The sequence below is a fragment of the Microbispora catharanthi genome, assembly GCF_006334915.2.
In the GTDB taxonomy this organism is placed as follows: Bacteria; Actinomycetota; Actinomycetes; order Streptosporangiales; family Streptosporangiaceae; genus Microbispora; species Microbispora catharanthi.
Map to the genome: position 1 here is coordinate 45,497 of NZ_VDMA02000004.1, position 14,418 is coordinate 59,914.

At 69.2% G+C, this 14,418-nt stretch carries 17 protein-coding genes and 1 tRNA gene; 11 read left to right on the forward strand and 7 right to left on the reverse strand.

The window, feature by feature from the left end; genetic code table 11:
* Positions 1-5: 5 nt before the first annotated feature.
* A complete protein-coding gene (locus tag FH610_RS08535) occupies positions 6-662 on the reverse strand; it encodes a response regulator (RefSeq protein WP_139573753.1) in 657 nt (218 codons plus the stop codon).
* Positions 652-2,724: a sensor histidine kinase gene (locus FH610_RS08540; RefSeq protein ID WP_139573754.1), complete on the reverse strand. Its 2,073-nt coding sequence runs from the start codon at positions 2,722-2,724 to the stop codon at positions 652-654. The genes FH610_RS08535 and FH610_RS08540 overlap by 11 nt, the downstream gene beginning before the upstream one ends.
* A gap of 233 nt (positions 2,725-2,957) precedes the next feature.
* On the opposite strand from FH610_RS08540, the gene FH610_RS08545 reads away from it, so the two are divergent.
* Entirely contained in the window at positions 2,958-3,599 is a 642-nt protein-coding gene (locus FH610_RS08545) for a hypothetical protein (protein WP_139573755.1), read from the forward strand.
* Positions 3,600-3,611: 12 nt separating this feature from the next.
* Here FH610_RS08545 and FH610_RS08550 read toward each other — a convergent pair whose 3' ends face one another.
* The gene (locus FH610_RS08550; protein ID WP_139573756.1) at positions 3,612-4,472 is read right to left on the reverse strand and encodes a helix-turn-helix domain-containing protein; all 861 of its coding nucleotides are present in this window, start codon (positions 4,470-4,472) and stop codon (positions 3,612-3,614) included.
* 113 nt (positions 4,473-4,585) lie between these two features.
* On the opposite strand from FH610_RS08550, the gene FH610_RS08555 reads away from it, so the two are divergent.
* Positions 4,586-5,281 carry an SDR family NAD(P)-dependent oxidoreductase gene (locus FH610_RS08555; RefSeq protein WP_139573757.1) on the forward strand — a complete coding sequence of 232 codons (696 nt, stop codon included), beginning with the start codon at positions 4,586-4,588 and terminating at the stop codon, positions 5,279-5,281.
* Positions 5,282-5,408: 127 nt separating this feature from the next.
* Complete coding sequence (locus tag FH610_RS08560) at positions 5,409-6,038, forward strand: GNAT family N-acetyltransferase (RefSeq protein ID WP_240808843.1); 630 nt, start codon at positions 5,409-5,411, stop codon at positions 6,036-6,038.
* A 28-nt stretch (positions 6,039-6,066) separates the two neighbouring features.
* Here FH610_RS08560 and FH610_RS08565 read toward each other — a convergent pair whose 3' ends face one another.
* Together FH610_RS08565 and FH610_RS08570 are read right to left on the reverse strand one after the other, a co-directional pair.
* A complete protein-coding gene (locus tag FH610_RS08565; protein WP_139573758.1) occupies positions 6,067-6,435 on the reverse strand; it encodes a barstar family protein in 369 nt (122 codons plus the stop codon).
* A gap of 8 nt (positions 6,436-6,443) precedes the next feature.
* Positions 6,444-6,857: a ribonuclease domain-containing protein gene (locus FH610_RS08570; protein ID WP_041952780.1), complete on the reverse strand. Its 414-nt coding sequence runs from the start codon at positions 6,855-6,857 to the stop codon at positions 6,444-6,446.
* 153 nt (positions 6,858-7,010) lie between these two features.
* On the opposite strand from FH610_RS08570, the gene FH610_RS08575 reads away from it, so the two are divergent.
* Together FH610_RS08575 and FH610_RS08580 are read left to right on the forward strand one after the other, a co-directional pair.
* Positions 7,011-7,832, forward strand: coding sequence for a glycoside hydrolase family 16 protein (locus FH610_RS08575; protein ID WP_167538697.1), 822 nt, complete (start codon positions 7,011-7,013; stop codon positions 7,830-7,832).
* A 110-nt stretch (positions 7,833-7,942) separates the two neighbouring features.
* A complete protein-coding gene (locus FH610_RS08580) occupies positions 7,943-8,458 on the forward strand; it encodes a DUF4142 domain-containing protein (protein WP_139573759.1) in 516 nt (171 codons plus the stop codon).
* A 53-nt stretch (positions 8,459-8,511) separates the two neighbouring features.
* On the opposite strand, the gene FH610_RS45115 is transcribed toward FH610_RS08580, so the two are convergent.
* Entirely contained in the window at positions 8,512-8,634 is a 123-nt protein-coding gene (locus FH610_RS45115; RefSeq protein WP_276607638.1) for a hypothetical protein, read from the reverse strand.
* Positions 8,635-8,843: 209 nt separating this feature from the next.
* On the opposite strand from FH610_RS45115, the gene FH610_RS08585 reads away from it, so the two are divergent.
* From FH610_RS08585 to FH610_RS08600, 4 genes are all read left to right on the forward strand, one after another.
* Positions 8,844-9,302, forward strand: coding sequence for a MaoC family dehydratase (locus tag FH610_RS08585; RefSeq protein WP_139573760.1), 459 nt, complete (start codon positions 8,844-8,846; stop codon positions 9,300-9,302).
* 152 nt (positions 9,303-9,454) lie between these two features.
* Positions 9,455-9,527 (forward strand) — tRNA-Arg (locus tag FH610_RS08590).
* A 506-nt stretch (positions 9,528-10,033) separates the two neighbouring features.
* The gene (locus FH610_RS08595) at positions 10,034-10,339 is read left to right on the forward strand and encodes a transposase (protein WP_139573761.1); all 306 of its coding nucleotides are present in this window, start codon (positions 10,034-10,036) and stop codon (positions 10,337-10,339) included.
* Positions 10,336-11,208: an IS3 family transposase gene (locus tag FH610_RS08600; RefSeq protein WP_139573762.1), complete on the forward strand. Its 873-nt coding sequence runs from the start codon at positions 10,336-10,338 to the stop codon at positions 11,206-11,208. Before FH610_RS08595 ends, FH610_RS08600 begins: the two co-directional genes overlap by 4 nt.
* 196 nt (positions 11,209-11,404) lie before the next feature.
* Here the strand turns inward: FH610_RS08600 and FH610_RS08605 are convergent, their stop codons facing one another.
* A complete protein-coding gene (locus FH610_RS08605; protein ID WP_139573763.1) occupies positions 11,405-12,121 on the reverse strand; it encodes a Clp protease N-terminal domain-containing protein in 717 nt (238 codons plus the stop codon).
* 499 nt (positions 12,122-12,620) lie between these two features.
* Between FH610_RS08605 and FH610_RS08610 the strand changes: the two genes are divergently transcribed.
* Together FH610_RS08610 and FH610_RS08615 are read left to right on the forward strand one after the other, a co-directional pair.
* Positions 12,621-13,466 carry a peptidoglycan-binding domain-containing protein gene (locus FH610_RS08610; protein WP_139573764.1) on the forward strand — a complete coding sequence of 282 codons (846 nt, stop codon included), beginning with the start codon at positions 12,621-12,623 and terminating at the stop codon, positions 13,464-13,466.
* 41 nt (positions 13,467-13,507) lie between these two features.
* Positions 13,508-14,404: a peptidase inhibitor family I36 protein gene (locus FH610_RS08615; RefSeq protein WP_139573765.1), complete on the forward strand. Its 897-nt coding sequence runs from the start codon at positions 13,508-13,510 to the stop codon at positions 14,402-14,404.
* The last annotated feature ends 14 nt before the right edge of the window (positions 14,405-14,418 follow it).

Below are 14,418 nucleotides of genomic sequence, written 5' to 3' on the forward strand. Positions count from 1 at the left end.
GGCCATCAGCGGCCGAGGCCGGCGTCGCGGGCGCGGATGATCGCCTCCGCCCGGTCGGCGGCCTGGAGCTTGGTGAGCACCGCGTGCACGTGGTTGCGTACGGTCTTCTGGGACAGGAACAGCCGCGCGGCGATCTGGCTGTTCGACAGGCCGGCGGCCACCAGGTCGAGCACCTCGTGTTCCCGGGCGGTCAGGGTCGGGAACGGCGAGACGCTGCCGGCCTGCGGTCTGGGGGCCAGGAAGTCGGCGATGCGCGAGGCCAGGACCGCACCGAACACGACGCCGCCGCCGGCCACCGTGGTGATCGCGCGGACGACCTCGTCCGGCTCGGCGCCTTTGAGCAGATAGCCGCGGGCACCGGCGCGGAGCGCGTCGAAGATGGTGCCGTCCTCCTCGGACATCGTGAGCACCACGACGCCGATCTCCGGGTGCTTCTCGAGGATGCGACGGGTGGCCTCGATGCCGTCCATGTCGGGCATCTGCACGTCCATGACCACCACGTCGGGCTCTCGCTCGGCGGCCTGCCGCATGGCCTCGACGCCGGTCGAGGCCGTCCCGGCGACCTCGACCTCGTCGATGCTGCTCAGCAGTGCCGCGAAGCCTTCACGGAACACCGGATGGTCGTCCACCACGAGGACCCTCACCGGCCGCTTACCGGTCATCTCCCACCTTTCCTGGAGCCGTGAGCACGGGCGTCCGCCCGGACGGCGTGACGGGCAACCGCGCCCACACCCGCGTACCGGCCGGCTCCGCGGAGGTCACGGTGCACGACCCGCCGAGTTCGGCGGCCCGTTCGCGCAACGACACCAGTCCCACACCGGCCACCGCCTCGGCGGCGAGGCCGACGCCGTCGTCGACGATCTCCACGTCGAGGTGCCCGCCTTCGACGTCGCGGGTGAGCGACACCACGCACTCGCCGGCCTGCGCGTGCCGGACCACGTTGGTGATCGCCTCCGACGCGATCCGGTAGGCGGCGACCTCCACGGCGGCCGGCAGGCCGGTGAGGTCACCCCGCTCCTCGACCCGGACGGTCAGCCCGGGGGCGCGTAGCCGCTCCGCCTGCTGGCGGATCGCCCCGACCAGGCCGACGTCGTCGAGCGCGGGCGGGCGCAGGCCGTGCACCAGCCGCCTCACCTCGGCGAGCATTCCGGTGAGCTCCTGACGAGCCAGGCCGAGGATGCGGTCGGCGTCCTCGTTCGACCTGCGGGCGGTGATCCGGGCGGTGTCGATCCGGGACGCGACCGCCGCGAGGGCCGGTCCCAGCCCGTCGTGGAGTTCGCGACGCAGGCGGCGGCGCTCGTCCTCCACGGCCGACACGATGCCCTCACGGCTGCGCTGCAGTTCCTCCGCGAGCCGTACGGCACGGGACGCCGCGGCGGCCTGGCGGATCAGGTCGGCCAGCAGCCGTTCGTCATTGGACGTGAGCCTGCGGCGGGCGGCCCGGCGCGGCAGCAACAGCCGCCCGATTATCTCGCCCCGATAGGTGATGGGAAGCGCCTGCGTCTCGGCGGGACGCTCGCCGTCCTCGACGAGCAGCACCTCGCCGCTGACCTGGGTGATCTCCACGCCCACGTAGGGCGTGCGGAAGGCCCGGGCCACCGTTTTGGCCAGCGTGACGAGTTGCGCCTCCGAGTCGTCGGTCCGCTCCAGCCGCTCGGCGAGCCCCGACATCACGTGATACGGATCGTCCCGATCGCCGACGATCCAGCGTCGCACCAGACGCCACAGCCGGTGCCGGAGTTGCGCGTACAGGATGGCGACCGCGAAAACGGCGATGACCAGCCGTTCTCCCTCGTTCAGGCGTGGCCCGAGCAGTCGACCGGCGCTGCCCAGGACCAGCAGGTCGAGGACGAACGTCAGGGCGAGCAGGAGGCCGTACACCAGCGTCCCGCCGAGCAGCCGGTCGACGTCGACGAGGTCGGGGCGCACGATCCCGATCGCGACCGACGCGGAGGTGAGGACCACGGCGGCGGTCAGGCCGACGGCGCCGAACCAGTTGGGCAGCAGCCGGAACGTCAGCATGACCAGGAGGTCGACCACGGCCGCCCACAGCAGCCAGCGCATCCGGGCCCGGTCGACGCCGGTGACCGTACGGTAGCGCCGCACCACCACGACGAACGGAGTGACGAGGCTCAGCGGCAGGCACAGCTGTGCCACCAGCAGCACACCGGTCCAGACGGCGTCCGGCAGCGGGAGATAGAGCGCCTCGAGGTTCAGCCTGCGCAGTGGCGCGGGCAGCGGGGTGGATGCCGAGGTGGCCTGGGCGATGGCGGACGGCGCCGCGACGAGGGCCAGCGGGAGCAGGCTCGTCAGCGCGAGGCTGAGCAGCGAGGCGACCCTCCACCGCCCTGAGGGCAGCTTCCCGTCCGGGTACAGCAGCAGCACCAGGGGGAGCAGCAGCACCAGTCCCGCTCCGAGCCGCTGGTAGACGATGAAGGCCGCGGACGCGCCGGGGAGCGCGGGATCGTGCGCGGTGGCGTAGGCGAGCCACGACGACGCCACGCCGTCCAGCGCCCACCAGGCGCCGAAGGCCGACATCAGGCGGCCGAGGGGATGGCGCGGATAACGGCGGAGCACCACCATGCCGGCCGCGGCCAGTGCGACACCCGCTATCGCGTCGAACCCGCCCGGCTGTAGTTCGAGCACGGCACGGTGGGCCTGCGGCACCCGCAGATCGACTAGCGCCGCCACCGGTGTGGCGGTCACGGCGATCGCGAAGAGCACAGGCCCGAGGCTCAGGCGCGAAGGCCGACGAACCGTCACAATCTGCACCAGGAAAGTGTGCCCCAGCAGGTGGCCGATGTCCCTAGGACGCGGGTCCCACCTGCCCTGGGACACGAGAGATGCCGGGAATCGGGACACGATGCCCTGACCGTCTGGGTCGGTCGTTCATAAGGATCGTCCTCGTTGCCGCGGCGACCGCCGCCGCCTCCGAGCCTCTCAGCCAAGGAACAACGATGACCGAGACCTCGTCCGTTCACGCCCAGCGCAGTGCCGGCACCGCCGGTGCGTCCCCGTCCGCGCCGCTCACCGAGACGACCGTACGCCGGCTGGCCCTGGGCCTTTCCACCGGGGCGCTGGCCTGGTCGGCCGTCAGCTTCGTCTACGGCTTCAACCCGGCGACCGAAATGGGAACCAAGATCACGGACCTGGGCGGTCTGGCGTTCCAGTTCGGCGCCTTGTCCCTCCTCGCGATCATGGGTCGTACCCGCGCGACCGGCGTGAGCCGCGTGGCGCGCGTCATGCTGCAGGTCGAGCGGGTGCTGCTGGCCCTGGCCATGGCGTGGAGCGTCTCCCACGCCTTCCTGCCCGCCGCGCGTGACAGCGTCTGGATGGGGATCCTCGACGCGTTCTGGCCGCTGTCGATGCTGGGCATGTTCGTGATCGGCGTCAAGGTCGCCATCAGCGGACGGTGGCGCGGAGCGGCCCGATTCTGGCCGCTCGTCGCCGAAAGCTGGGTGGTCGTGACCCTCCCGGCCATGGCGATCCTCGGCACCTCCGTGTCGGACGTCGTCGGTGCGGCCCACCTGCTCGTGGGCTACACGACGCTCGGCCTCATCATCGCGTTCCGTCCCGAGCTCGTACGCCGCGAGGACTGAACGACGGAGCCGTCAAAATCGCAGGGCCGTGACACCGGCGACGCGGGTGAGGTCGAGCTTGGTCTCGTCTTCGCTGCCGGCGACGACCGTGTAGACGACGATCTTCAGGTCGGTGTCCGAGTCGGAGAGCACATCGCAGTCGACGGTGATCTCCCCGACCGCCGGGTGCCGGATCGTCTTGCGTTCCTCGGCGTGCCTGCCGACCGCGCCGGAGTGCCACAACCGGGCGAACCGCGGGTTGCCGTCCAGCCTTCGGCGGATCAGCCCGCTGAGGCGCGCGTCCTGTGGGTAACGGCCGGAGGCGCGGCGCAGGTCGGCGACGATGGCCCGGTCGGTCGCCTCCGCGTTCTCGGAGACGACGGGCCATGCCGCGAGATGCCCCCGATCGGACGGAACGGGAAAACGCGAGCGCACCAGATTCCGCTCCTCGGGCGCGAGCACGGAGGGGTCGCCGAGGAGCGCCGCCCAGCTGCGGTTCCACCACAGCAGCCGCCAGTCCGCGGCGAACACGGCGACCGGCGCGTCGCCCAGCCGGGTGAGCACACGCTGCATCCCGGGCGGGATGTGATCGCTGATCACGCCGTCCGAGGGCGGCTGCAGCCCGGCGAGCCGGTAGAGATGATCGCGCTCGGCGCGGTCGAGCTGCAGCGCCCGCGCCAGCGCGGCGGCGACCTGCGCCGACGGTGTGGTCGCCCGGCCCTGCTCCAGCCGTACGACGTAGTCCACCGAGACGCCCGCCAGGTCGGCCAGTTCCTCGCGGCGCAGCCCGGCGGCCCGGCGTACGCGGCCGGCGGGCAGGCCGACAGCCGCGGGGGAGAGCCGGTCGCGCCAGGCGCGGATCGTCGCGCCGAGGCTCGTCTCGTCTGTCGTCATGCGCTCATTCTGCGTCGGCGGTGGGACTGGCGGTGAGAGGCCAGGGTGGTACTGCCTTTCCTACCGGCGAGCTCTCCCTGGTTGCCCGCGCCCCGAGGGCCGACGCTCGACACATGCCCATCACCTTCATCACCGGGGCCAACAAGGGCCTCGGGCTCGAGACCGCCCGCCGCCTCGTCGACCTCGGCCACACCGTCGTCCTCGGCGCCCGGGACACCGAACGCGGCCAGACGGCGGCCGACAAGCTCGGCGTACGCTTCGTGCGGATCGACGTCAGCGACGACGCGTCCGTCGACGCCGCGGCGGCCGACGTCGCCGCGCACGAGGGCCGCGTCGACATCCTGATCAACAATGCCGGGATCCTCGGCCCGCACGTGCCCGCCGACGAGCTGACCGCGGACCACGCCCTCGAGGTCTTCCAGACGAACGTCGTGGGCATCGTCCGCGTGACGAGTGCCTTCCTGCCTCTGCTTCGCACGTCGGAGCACCCGGCGATCATCAACGTGAGCAGCGGCACGGGGTCGTTCGCGCTGACCCACGACCCGCAGCGGGTGGAATCGACGGTCGTGGCGCCGCTGTACACGTCGTCGAAGGCCGCGGTGACGATGCTCACGACGCAGTACGCGAAGGCGCTGCCCGGCATCCGGGTCAACGCCGCCGACCCCGGCTACACCGCGACCGACCTCAACGGGCACAGCGGCCCCCAGACCGTGACCGAGGGGACAGACGCGATCGTGACGCTCGCGACCGAGGGAGCCGACGGCGGAACGGGCCGGTTCATCGACCGCTTCGGGCCCGTGCCCTGGTGACGGCGGGGCCGGAGCCGGCTGAGCGGTCGAGCGGTGTCGGGTGGCGGCACCGGCCGACCGGTCGGCGTGCCACCGGCTGGACGAGATCGTCTTGAGCGGCGTTGCGGGTGATGACTACCGTGTCACGGTGATCACCTTGGCTGATGTCCTCGCTCGTGCGGCCTGCGGGCACCTGCCCGAGCCGGGTGCCGGGCCGACCATCGTTCCGCAGCCGTCCGCACGTCATGCGGGAGTCATCGCCTTCACCGCGCACAACGTGATCTTCGCCGATGTCGGCGAGGACTGGATCAGGTCCCGGCTGCCCGACGACGATCTGTCGGCGCCGCTCAACCCGCCGTTCCTGGGAGATCTGGAAGAACGCACGGGACGCCGGGTCAACAACATCGACATGCTCGCCCTGGCCGCCCCCACCGAAGGTCCCCCGCCCATCGAGTTGGTCGAAGTCACGGACGCGGCCCATCCACGCGTCGAGCGCGCCCATCGCTACCGCGACGACGTACGCGTCTGGACCTGCCCGGGAGGGCTCGTGCTCATCGGACGGGGAGTGGGCGGGCGGTGGGAGGTCGCGCTCGAGGTCGAGCCGGAAGGCCGTGGGCGTGGCCTGGGCCGCACCCTCGCCCGTGCGGCCCGGCATCTCACCGCGCACCCGCTCTGGGCGCAGATCGCTCCGGGCAACGCCGCGAGCGTACGGGCGTTCCTCGCCGCGGGCTACGTTCCGATCGGCGCCGAGGCACTCCTCGTCCCGTCTTCCGCATGACGATCCGGCTGGGGGATCGTACGGGCGATCAGGGCAGGGCGTCGATCAGGCGGTGGCGGAGCCGGGGGGCGTCGGCGGGGTCCGTGTGGAGGGTCAGGGTCAGCCCGGCCTCGGCGGCGCCGGCGAGGACAGCCAGCAGGGTGGCGAACTGCCCGGGAGGTTCGGCGTCGAGCAGTTCCTCGGCGTGCTCCACGGCCAGGTGGACCGGCCCGATGTCACGCAGGGAGTCGGTGAGGGCGTCCCAGTTGCGGCCGAAGTACGCCGGGAGGCGCAGGGCCCGTGCCACCTCGTCGAAGAAGGCGGCACGGGTCCGGCAGGCCCGCCCGTCGACGACCGCCGGGGCCGGATCGGTGGTCACCGTGAGCCACGGAGGCAGCGGACGCGCGGCGGAGGCCATGAGAGGTCCTAGAGCCTGTAGAAGTCGGTGTAGTGGTTGGGCGAGAACCAGGTCACGCCGGTGCTGCGGTTGACGACGATCCGGTACGCGTCACGCGAGGCGCCGAGCGCACGCGAGTAGACGTCGTACTCGTAGTAGGTGGCGCCGCTGGGAAGCTGGCCCTCCCGGTTGTAGAAGCGCCCGCCGGTGTAGTTGTACTTGCCGTCCGGCCAGGAGTACCAGCCGCTGCTGGTGGGATAGCCCTTCCCGGCCCAGATCGCGTTCGCCGAGCGGGCGTCGGCACAGCGGGAGATTGTGCAGGAGCTGTAGACCGACGCGTGGGCGGGGACGGTTCCGGTCACTCCGGTGAGGGACACGATGGCGGCGATCACGACGGTGAGCCGTCCCGGCCAGGACGGCCGGGAGCGTCGCGGAGTCTGCACGAGACCTCCTTGTGGGGGCGAGGGGACAGACATTCGCCAGCATCACCTCGAAACCGGGACGAACCAAGGTAGAGATTGGTGAACTCCCGTCGTCTTTTTCCGTATGCCCCGGGGTGTGCTTCGTTCCTCTATAGATCGATCCAGGATTGACGCATGAGCGAAGCCACAAACGGTACGTACGCGCCGGACTCGACGACGAAGGCCGGCTACGTGCTGGAGTTCGAGGACGCCTTTGACGGGGAGGGGCTCGACGAGAGTCGCTGGATCCCGCGTTATCTGCCCCAATGGACCACACGCGCCGCCTCGGCGGCCCGCTATCGCGTAGGTGACGGTCGCCTGCGCCTGCTGATCGAGGAGGATCAGCCGCCGTGGTCGCCGGAGACGGAGGGCCGGATGCGCGTGTCCTCACTGCAGACAGGCGTGTTCTCCGGGCCGGTGGGCAGCGTCGTCGGCCAGCACGGGCGGGGCGGACGGGCCGTCGTCCGCGAGGCGCAGGACGAGGCGCGGCTCTACACCCCGCACTTCGGCCTGATCGAGATGCGTGCCCGGGCCACCGACGATCCGCGTGCCATGGTCGCGCTCTGGATGATCGGCTTCGAGGACGCGCCCGAGCGGTCCGCGGAGATCTGCGTCTGCGAGATCTTCGGGCGTGACGTGCGGCCGGACGCGACGGCGGTCGGCATGGGGGTCCACCCGTTCGGCGATCCCACGATCACCGACGAGTTCACCGCCGAGGTCCTCCCCATCGACGCGCGCGAGTTCCACGTGTACGCGGTCGAGTGGACCCCGGATCGGGTGACGTTCTTCGTGGACGGCCGGCACGTCAAGACCATCCGGCAGTCGCCGGACTATCCGATGCAGCTCATGCTCGGGATCTACGAGTTTCCCGACGCGGAGGGGCCCGAGCGGGTGGGGCCTTACCCCAAGGAGTTCGTGGTCGACTACGTGAGGGGCTATCGGCCCGTGACGGATTGAGCCGTACGAGAGGCGCGGCTGATGGGTATGAGGCATTTGAAGCGTCATGCCCGGATGGTCGAGGCCGATCAGCCGGTGCTCGGCCGTCCGGTGAAGGATCGGGGGATCTGATGCTGAGATGGCTCATCGTCCTGGTGGCGGCCGTGGTCGCGGCGCTGTCAGGGGTCACCGCAGGGTATGCGGCACCGCCGGATGTCAGCGACCAGGACAAGGCATTCCTGGTCGGTGCGCACCAGGACAACCTCGCGGAGATCCAGGGCGGGCAGCTCGCCGAGCGGCAGGCCGGCAAGCAGTCGGTCAGGGACGCCGGCAGGAAGTTCGTGGAGGACCACACCTCTCTCGACGACCAGCTCAAGCGGGTGGCCGAGCAGTTGGGCGTGGACCTGCCGAGCCGGCCGAGCGAGGAGCAGCAGGCCGAACTGCGGCGGTTCGCCGCCAAGAGCGGCACCGCGTTCGACCGTGCGTGGATCGACGCGCAGGTCAAGGACCACCGCAAGACCCTGGACTCCCTGGACAAGGAGATCTCGACCGGTTCTTCCCAGGACGTGAAGAACCTGGCCCGGGACGCCAAGCCGGTGGTCCGGGAGCATCTCAACCTGGTCGAGAGCATTCAGAGCGGTGAGTGACGACCGGTGCCGGCCGGGGCTGGTCTCCGGCCGGCACGTCCCCTCCCGCAACCTCATCCGAACAGCTTGACCAGCAGCAGGATGATGAGCGCCCAGCAGAGGAGACCCGCGACCACGACCGCGATGAGTCCGCGGAGCCGATACCGCTTGCCGGGTGAGCCGGGTTGCTCGTCCACGTCTCCTCCACGTCGGGGTGTGTTCCGGCGTGCACCCCGCCTTGTGCTGATACCCCGCAGGTCAGGACCCGTTCGTCACTGACAGTTATGGGTGTGTAGCCATGAGTGGCGACCCTCGCTCGCTCCCCGATGGAACCAGTGTGGACGGCAACGCGCTCCGAGTCCCCCGATTCCTGCCGGTCCCGGGTTTGCGTGAATAGGGTGCGGTCATGCGGATCTTCACGAACCTCGCCGAACTCAAGGCGGCCAAGGGCGAGCATCTCGGGTACAGCGACTGGCGAGAGATCGGTCAGGAGAGGGTGAACGCCTTCGCCGACGCGACGGACGACCACCAGTGGATCCACGTGGACCCCGACCGGGCGAAGGACGGCCCGTTCGGCGGCACCATCGCCCACGGATACCTCACGCTCTCGCTGCTGCCGTCGTTGCTCGGCGAGATGTACCGCGTGGACGGCCTGCGCATGGCCATCAACTACGGGCTGAACAAGGTGCGCTTCCCCCGGCCGGTTCCTGTCGGGTCCCGCGTGCGGGCGGGGGCGGAGGTCACCGACGTCAAGGGCACTCCCTCGGGCACCCTCGCGAACCTCCGCGTCACGATCGAGGTCGAGGGAGTCGACAGGCCGGCGTGTATCGCCGACATGCTCACGCTCTTCGTTCCGCAGGAGTGACTCCGCCGCGCCCTCGGTCCGTCCGCTCGCCGCGCTCCGTGCGTACGGAGTCGGCCTGACCGGGGGCGGAGCGACTTATTGGCGCAAGCAGGGGTGACGGGTCTGGTAGAGTTACACCCGTTGCAGGGCACCGCAGGTGAACAGGCAGCAAAGCGGCCGTAGCTCAATGGATAGAGCATCTGACTACGGATCAGAAGGTTAGGGGTTCGAGTCCTCTCGGCCGCGCCCAGCTCAAAGGCCCATTCCGATCACCGGGATGGGCCTTTTTGATCTTTGTATAGCAGTCCCATACAGCAACCGGCTCTACCACCGTCAATCGCCGGCCCGCCAAAGGCGCACCGTTGCCGGGGCGAGATGACCGACCGTCTCACTCGTCGCCGAGGGACTTGCGGAGACGAGAGACCCAGTCGATTCGGAAAGTGATAATCCCGAGACAGTGGTTGGTATTGGCGCTGATAAGCATGCCGCTGGCAGCTCTCCTTGCAATCTGACGCAAGAGCAGGTCACACAATGCGCGCGTGAAGGCGCGGCGCAGCCACTGTTTGTTGTGAGCTGTCACAGCGCTGCGGCGAACCATGATGCGGTGGTGAGCTCGAACAGGTTGCCCGGCCTGGCGTCACGTCCCCGAGCAGCGAAAGGCCCGCCAGGTGGATCACCTGACGAGCCTCTGGGCTTGATCCGGTTTGACGGACATCTGAGATCAGGGGTTCGTCCCCGGAAGGATGTCCAAGATGGAGAGCATGGGGAAGAAGAAGCGTCCTCGCCGCTCGTTCACGCCGGAGTTCAAGGCCGAGATCGTCGAGCTGTGCCAGCGCGGTGATCGCTCGATCGGTCAGGTGGCCAAGGACTTCGACCTGACCGAGACCGCGGTGCGGGACTGGGTCCGCCAGGCCGAGGTCGACGCCGGGCAGCTTGACGGGCTGACCAGCAGCGAAAGGGAGGAACTGGCCGCGTTGCGGCGGGAGAACCGCCGGCTACGCGAGGACGTCGACATCCTCAAGCGGGCCACGGCTTTCTTCGTGCGGGAGACCCGGTGAGCGTGGACCCGTTCATCGAGGCGGAGAAGCAGGGCGGTCACAACGTCAAACGGGCGTGTGAACTGCTGGAAGTCTCCCGCGCCGCCTTCTACGCCCGCCGCAACCCCACACCCGGCCCCCGCGCTGTCCGCGACAAACAGTTGAGCGAACGCATCGGTGGTGTCCACCGTGAATCGCGTGGAACCTACGGCGCGCCACGCATCCACGCGGCCCTTCAGCACGAAGGCGAACGATGCGGACGCCGTCGCGTCGCGCGGCTGATGCGCGCGCTGGGATTGCAGGGCCGGTATCGGCGCCGCCGGCAGACCACCACGATCCCCGATCCGGACGCCGCCAAGCGGCCGGACCTGATCGGCCGCGACTTCCAGCCGGAACCCGACGGGGTCGACACTCGCTGGTGTGGCGACATCACGTATATCGCCACTGATGAGGGCTGGTTGTATCTGGCCACAGTCATCGACATCGCCTCACGCCGGGTGGTCGGCTGGGCCACCGCCGACCACCTGCGCACGGAACTGGTCGCGGACGCTTTGCAGCAGGCGTGGCGCAACCGCCGCCCCACCACACCAGTGATTTTCCACTCGGACCGCGGCTGCCAATACACCAGCACCGCCTACACCCGCCTGGCGGAGCGGCTCGGAGTCTGGTTGTCGGTCGGCCGCCGGGGCCAATGCTGGGACAACGCGCTGGCCGAGTCGTTCTTCGCCACGATCAAGGTCGAACTCCTGGACGAACGCCGCTGGCCCACCCGGGCCGCCGCCCGCAGCGCGATCTTCGAATTCATCGAAAGCTGGTACAACCTCCGCCGCCTCCACAGCAGCCTCGGCTACGTTAGCCCCGCCGCCTACGAAGAAACTCGCGCGGCCTGACCACCACACCAACGGTGTCCGTCAAAGCGGAACAAGCTCACCTCACCGCTCCCGCGGCTTCCCGTGAGGCCCCTGATCACAGCCCGTACCGCTCTGGCTTCACTTCCGCCCACGGGTCCCGATGGCCTCCTTCGCCGAAGTAGTGCGTGTAGACGCCCGGATCTCGGCAGATCCGGACGCGGCGGTGGGAAATGGTCTAGTCAGTGCGGCTGCGCACGATCTCCTCGACGATCCGTCGGAGTGTTTCGCGGGCGGCGTCGAGCGTGACGCCTGCTGTGGTGAGCGCCTGGCTTGCTTCACTGTTCGGGTCGTTCAGAATGCCGAGGAGCAGGTGCTCGGTTCCGATGTAGTTGTGTCCCAGCCCGATGGCCTCGCTCAGTGCCTTGCCCAGGGCAGTGCGGGTCGCCGGTTCGACCGGGATGACGACCGGTGCGCCGTCGCCGGTCTGTCGTAGTCCGGAACGGATCGTGTCTGGATCGGCGCCGAGGCGGATGATCATTTGTACGGCGAGTGCTTGGGGGTCTCCGAGCAGGCCGAGGAGCAGGTCTGTCGGTCGTACCGTGGGATGGTCTAACCGCCGGGCGTGCTCGACGGCGTCGGTTACCGCGGCGCGCGCCCGCGGTGCGAGGCCCTTGAATGCGCCGCCGTGCAGAACGTCATCCATGGTCAGTGCGGACTGGCGTGGCGTGTACCGCTGCTGGGCGGCTTGCCGGCTCATGCCCAGGTGTGCCCCGATGTCCGACCATGAGTGGCCGGCGGCGCGCGCCTGTTCGATGAAGTAGCCGACAAGCCGGTCGCCGAGGCGGTTCAGTTCGGCGCTGAGTTCCTCCGCTTTAGTGATCTTGGTGAGCGGGTCGGTTTCGTTGCGGTCGACCCGTTCGATGAGTGCGTACAGCTCGATAAGGTCGCTCATGTCAATATCATGCTTGACGCTTTCATTATCGTCAATGCTAACGTTGACACTTCTTGCGATGTAAGGGTGCGCCTTGACGCCTTAAGTGGTGGCGGTAAGCCGGTGCTTCGGCGGAATGGCCGATGACGCCCGTCGCTGTGCGAACGGCGGGTGTCCACGGGTGGGTCGGCCTGCGGACGGTGTCACCGACACGTACCACCCTGCGGTGCGGGGCGTCCTGCAACACGTCCTCGTCTGCCATGAGCTCCGAAGCTACCTGCGGTGCCAGGACCGGATGCAGCATCCAGCGTCCTGATGGCGTCGACCTGCCTGAGCACCGCCCTACGTCAGGCTGTGCGTCTCGCTCGCCGTGGGATTACCTGTCAGGCGGCGCGTACGCCTGTACGGGAAGCCCGTCGGACAGGCTGACAACACGATCTCGTTGTGGACAGCGCGAGCGATCCGAAACCGTGGATCCGCCGCAGGAATCACCTGCCGGCGTTCGACACCAGGAGAAACGATGAAGCTGCCGCCATGCGCCGCCGCCCTCGGGGCGGCCGCCCTGCTCGCTTGCTTGACCGGAGCGTCCGGGATGTCGGCGGCACAGGCAGCCGACGCCGGGGCCCTTCCGAGCGTGAACATGGAAGCCACTGTCAAGGCGGCCCAGATCGACCCGCGGCGGTCTGACGACACGCTGACCCCGGGCGCCAAGGCCGGCGTGCTCCTCGTCGAGCAGGCGCTGCGCGACCGGCACCTGCTCGACGCGAAGTGGGTGGACGGTTATTTCGGCACCACAACGGTCGTCGCCTTCACGAAGTTCCAAAAGTCGCTCGGCTTCACCGGCCTCGCCGCCAACGGCCTTCCGGGCAAGGCGTCGCTCACCCGGCTCGGAGCCGGCCGTTTCACGGTCACCCACATCATCGGGCCGGGTGCTCGGGTGTCCGCCGGCGGCGCCGTCATCGACACCCGCACGCGGAGCATGCTGGTCGAGGCGAAGCGGCTGCTCGGCCGCGACCTCGTGCTGTTGCAGGGGTCGTACAACCGCGGCGGCGACCCCACGTCCGCGGGCACCCACGATGGCGGCGGCGTCGTCGACATCTCGGTCAAGGGGATGAATTCCGCCACCCGCGTCGCCGCCGTCCGTGCGTTGCGACGTGTCGGCTTCGCGGCATGGGTGCGTAGCCCCGATCAAGCCGACTGGCCGTGGCACATCCACGCCGCCGCCATCAACGACACCGACCTCTCCAGCCAGGCCCAGCATCAGATCGGTGACTACTACCTCGGCCTGAACGGGCTCGCCGGCCGTGGCCCGGACGACGGCCCGAAGGTGACCATCCGCACCTGGGAGGAGTACCAGCGCCGCTGACCATCCGAAACCCAGGCTGCACAGACACGAAGGAGAACACCATGGGAACGCTCAACAAGATCCTCACCACTGCCGCCGCCGCGATGGTGGTCGGCGGGGCGGTGCTCGCCACCGCTTCGCCCGCCTCGGCGGCCACCCGCAACGGCGTGTGCGAGGCCGGCGAGTTCTGTTACTACTTCAACAGCAACAACCAGGGATCGCTCTCCGACTTCGCCGGATCCGTCGGCGACTACGGCACCCGGCAGCCCTCCTGCTTCGATTTCAAGGGACCCGGCGCCGGTAAGGGCAAGTGCGTCAAGAACGCCGCCGCCTCGGTCTGGAACCGCAGCGGCAAGACCGTCCGGGTCTACTTCAACAGCAACTACGGCGGCAGCGTCTACCAGGACTTCGCGCCCGGCGCCAAGGGCAACCTCAAGCCCGGCCTCAAGAACCAGAACGCCTCCCACCAGTTCGGCCCGTCGTCATCGGCGCGTGCCAACATGTCGTACGCGCTGTACCAGACCGGCGGCGGCTACATCAGCTGCGGTTTCGACGGTTACGTCCACACCTCCGGCCGGCATGAGGGCATCGACATCAAGCGCAGCGTGGGTTCGACTGTCCACGCCCTGGTGAGCGGTCAGATCATCAACGTCGTGTACGGGCGCAACGGCGGCTCCGGGCTCTCCACGATCGCCGTCTACAACGCCTCGCTGAACAAGACGATCATCTACCTGCACTCCGCTCCGCTGTCCTCGCTGCGTGTGGGCCAGCAGATCTCGCGCGGCCAGATCATCGCGAACGAGGCGTGGCACGGGGTGTCGTCCAAGAAGGCCGCGCACACCCACGTCGAGATGCGCCCCGGACGGCAGACGCTCGCCGCCAAGAGCGTCGGCGACCCGAATCTGAGCAACCCGAACCCGAACTCGTTCTGGAACTCCCAGGGCTACAACGTCCGCTAGCGCAGCGCGGCCCC

Excerpts from the sequence above, each read along its gene's own strand:
- FH610_RS08535 (WP_139573753.1), bottom strand. The coding sequence starts at position 662 with ATGACCGGTAAGCGGCCGGTGAGGGTCCTCGTGGTGGACGACCATCCG.
- FH610_RS08545 (WP_139573755.1), top strand. The coding sequence starts at position 2,958 with ATGACCGAGACCTCGTCCGTTCACGCCCAGCGCAGTGCCGGCACCGCC.
- FH610_RS08550 (WP_139573756.1), bottom strand. The coding sequence starts at position 4,472 with ATGACGACAGACGAGACGAGCCTCGGCGCGACGATCCGCGCCTGGCGC.
- FH610_RS08555 (WP_139573757.1), top strand. The coding sequence starts at position 4,586 with ATGCCCATCACCTTCATCACCGGGGCCAACAAGGGCCTCGGGCTCGAG.
- FH610_RS08565 (WP_139573758.1), bottom strand. The coding sequence starts at position 6,435 with ATGGCCTCCGCCGCGCGTCCGCTGCCTCCGTGGCTCACGGTGACCACC.
- FH610_RS08575 (WP_167538697.1), top strand. The coding sequence starts at position 7,011 with ATGAGCGAAGCCACAAACGGTACGTACGCGCCGGACTCGACGACGAAG.
- FH610_RS08580 (WP_139573759.1), top strand. The coding sequence starts at position 7,943 with ATGCTGAGATGGCTCATCGTCCTGGTGGCGGCCGTGGTCGCGGCGCTG.
- FH610_RS08585 (WP_139573760.1), top strand. The coding sequence starts at position 8,844 with ATGCGGATCTTCACGAACCTCGCCGAACTCAAGGCGGCCAAGGGCGAG.
- FH610_RS08595 (WP_139573761.1), top strand. The coding sequence starts at position 10,034 with ATGGAGAGCATGGGGAAGAAGAAGCGTCCTCGCCGCTCGTTCACGCCG.
- FH610_RS08605 (WP_139573763.1), bottom strand. The coding sequence starts at position 12,121 with ATGAGCGACCTTATCGAGCTGTACGCACTCATCGAACGGGTCGACCGC.
- FH610_RS08610 (WP_139573764.1), top strand. The coding sequence starts at position 12,621 with ATGAAGCTGCCGCCATGCGCCGCCGCCCTCGGGGCGGCCGCCCTGCTC.
- FH610_RS08615 (WP_139573765.1), top strand. The coding sequence starts at position 13,508 with ATGGGAACGCTCAACAAGATCCTCACCACTGCCGCCGCCGCGATGGTG.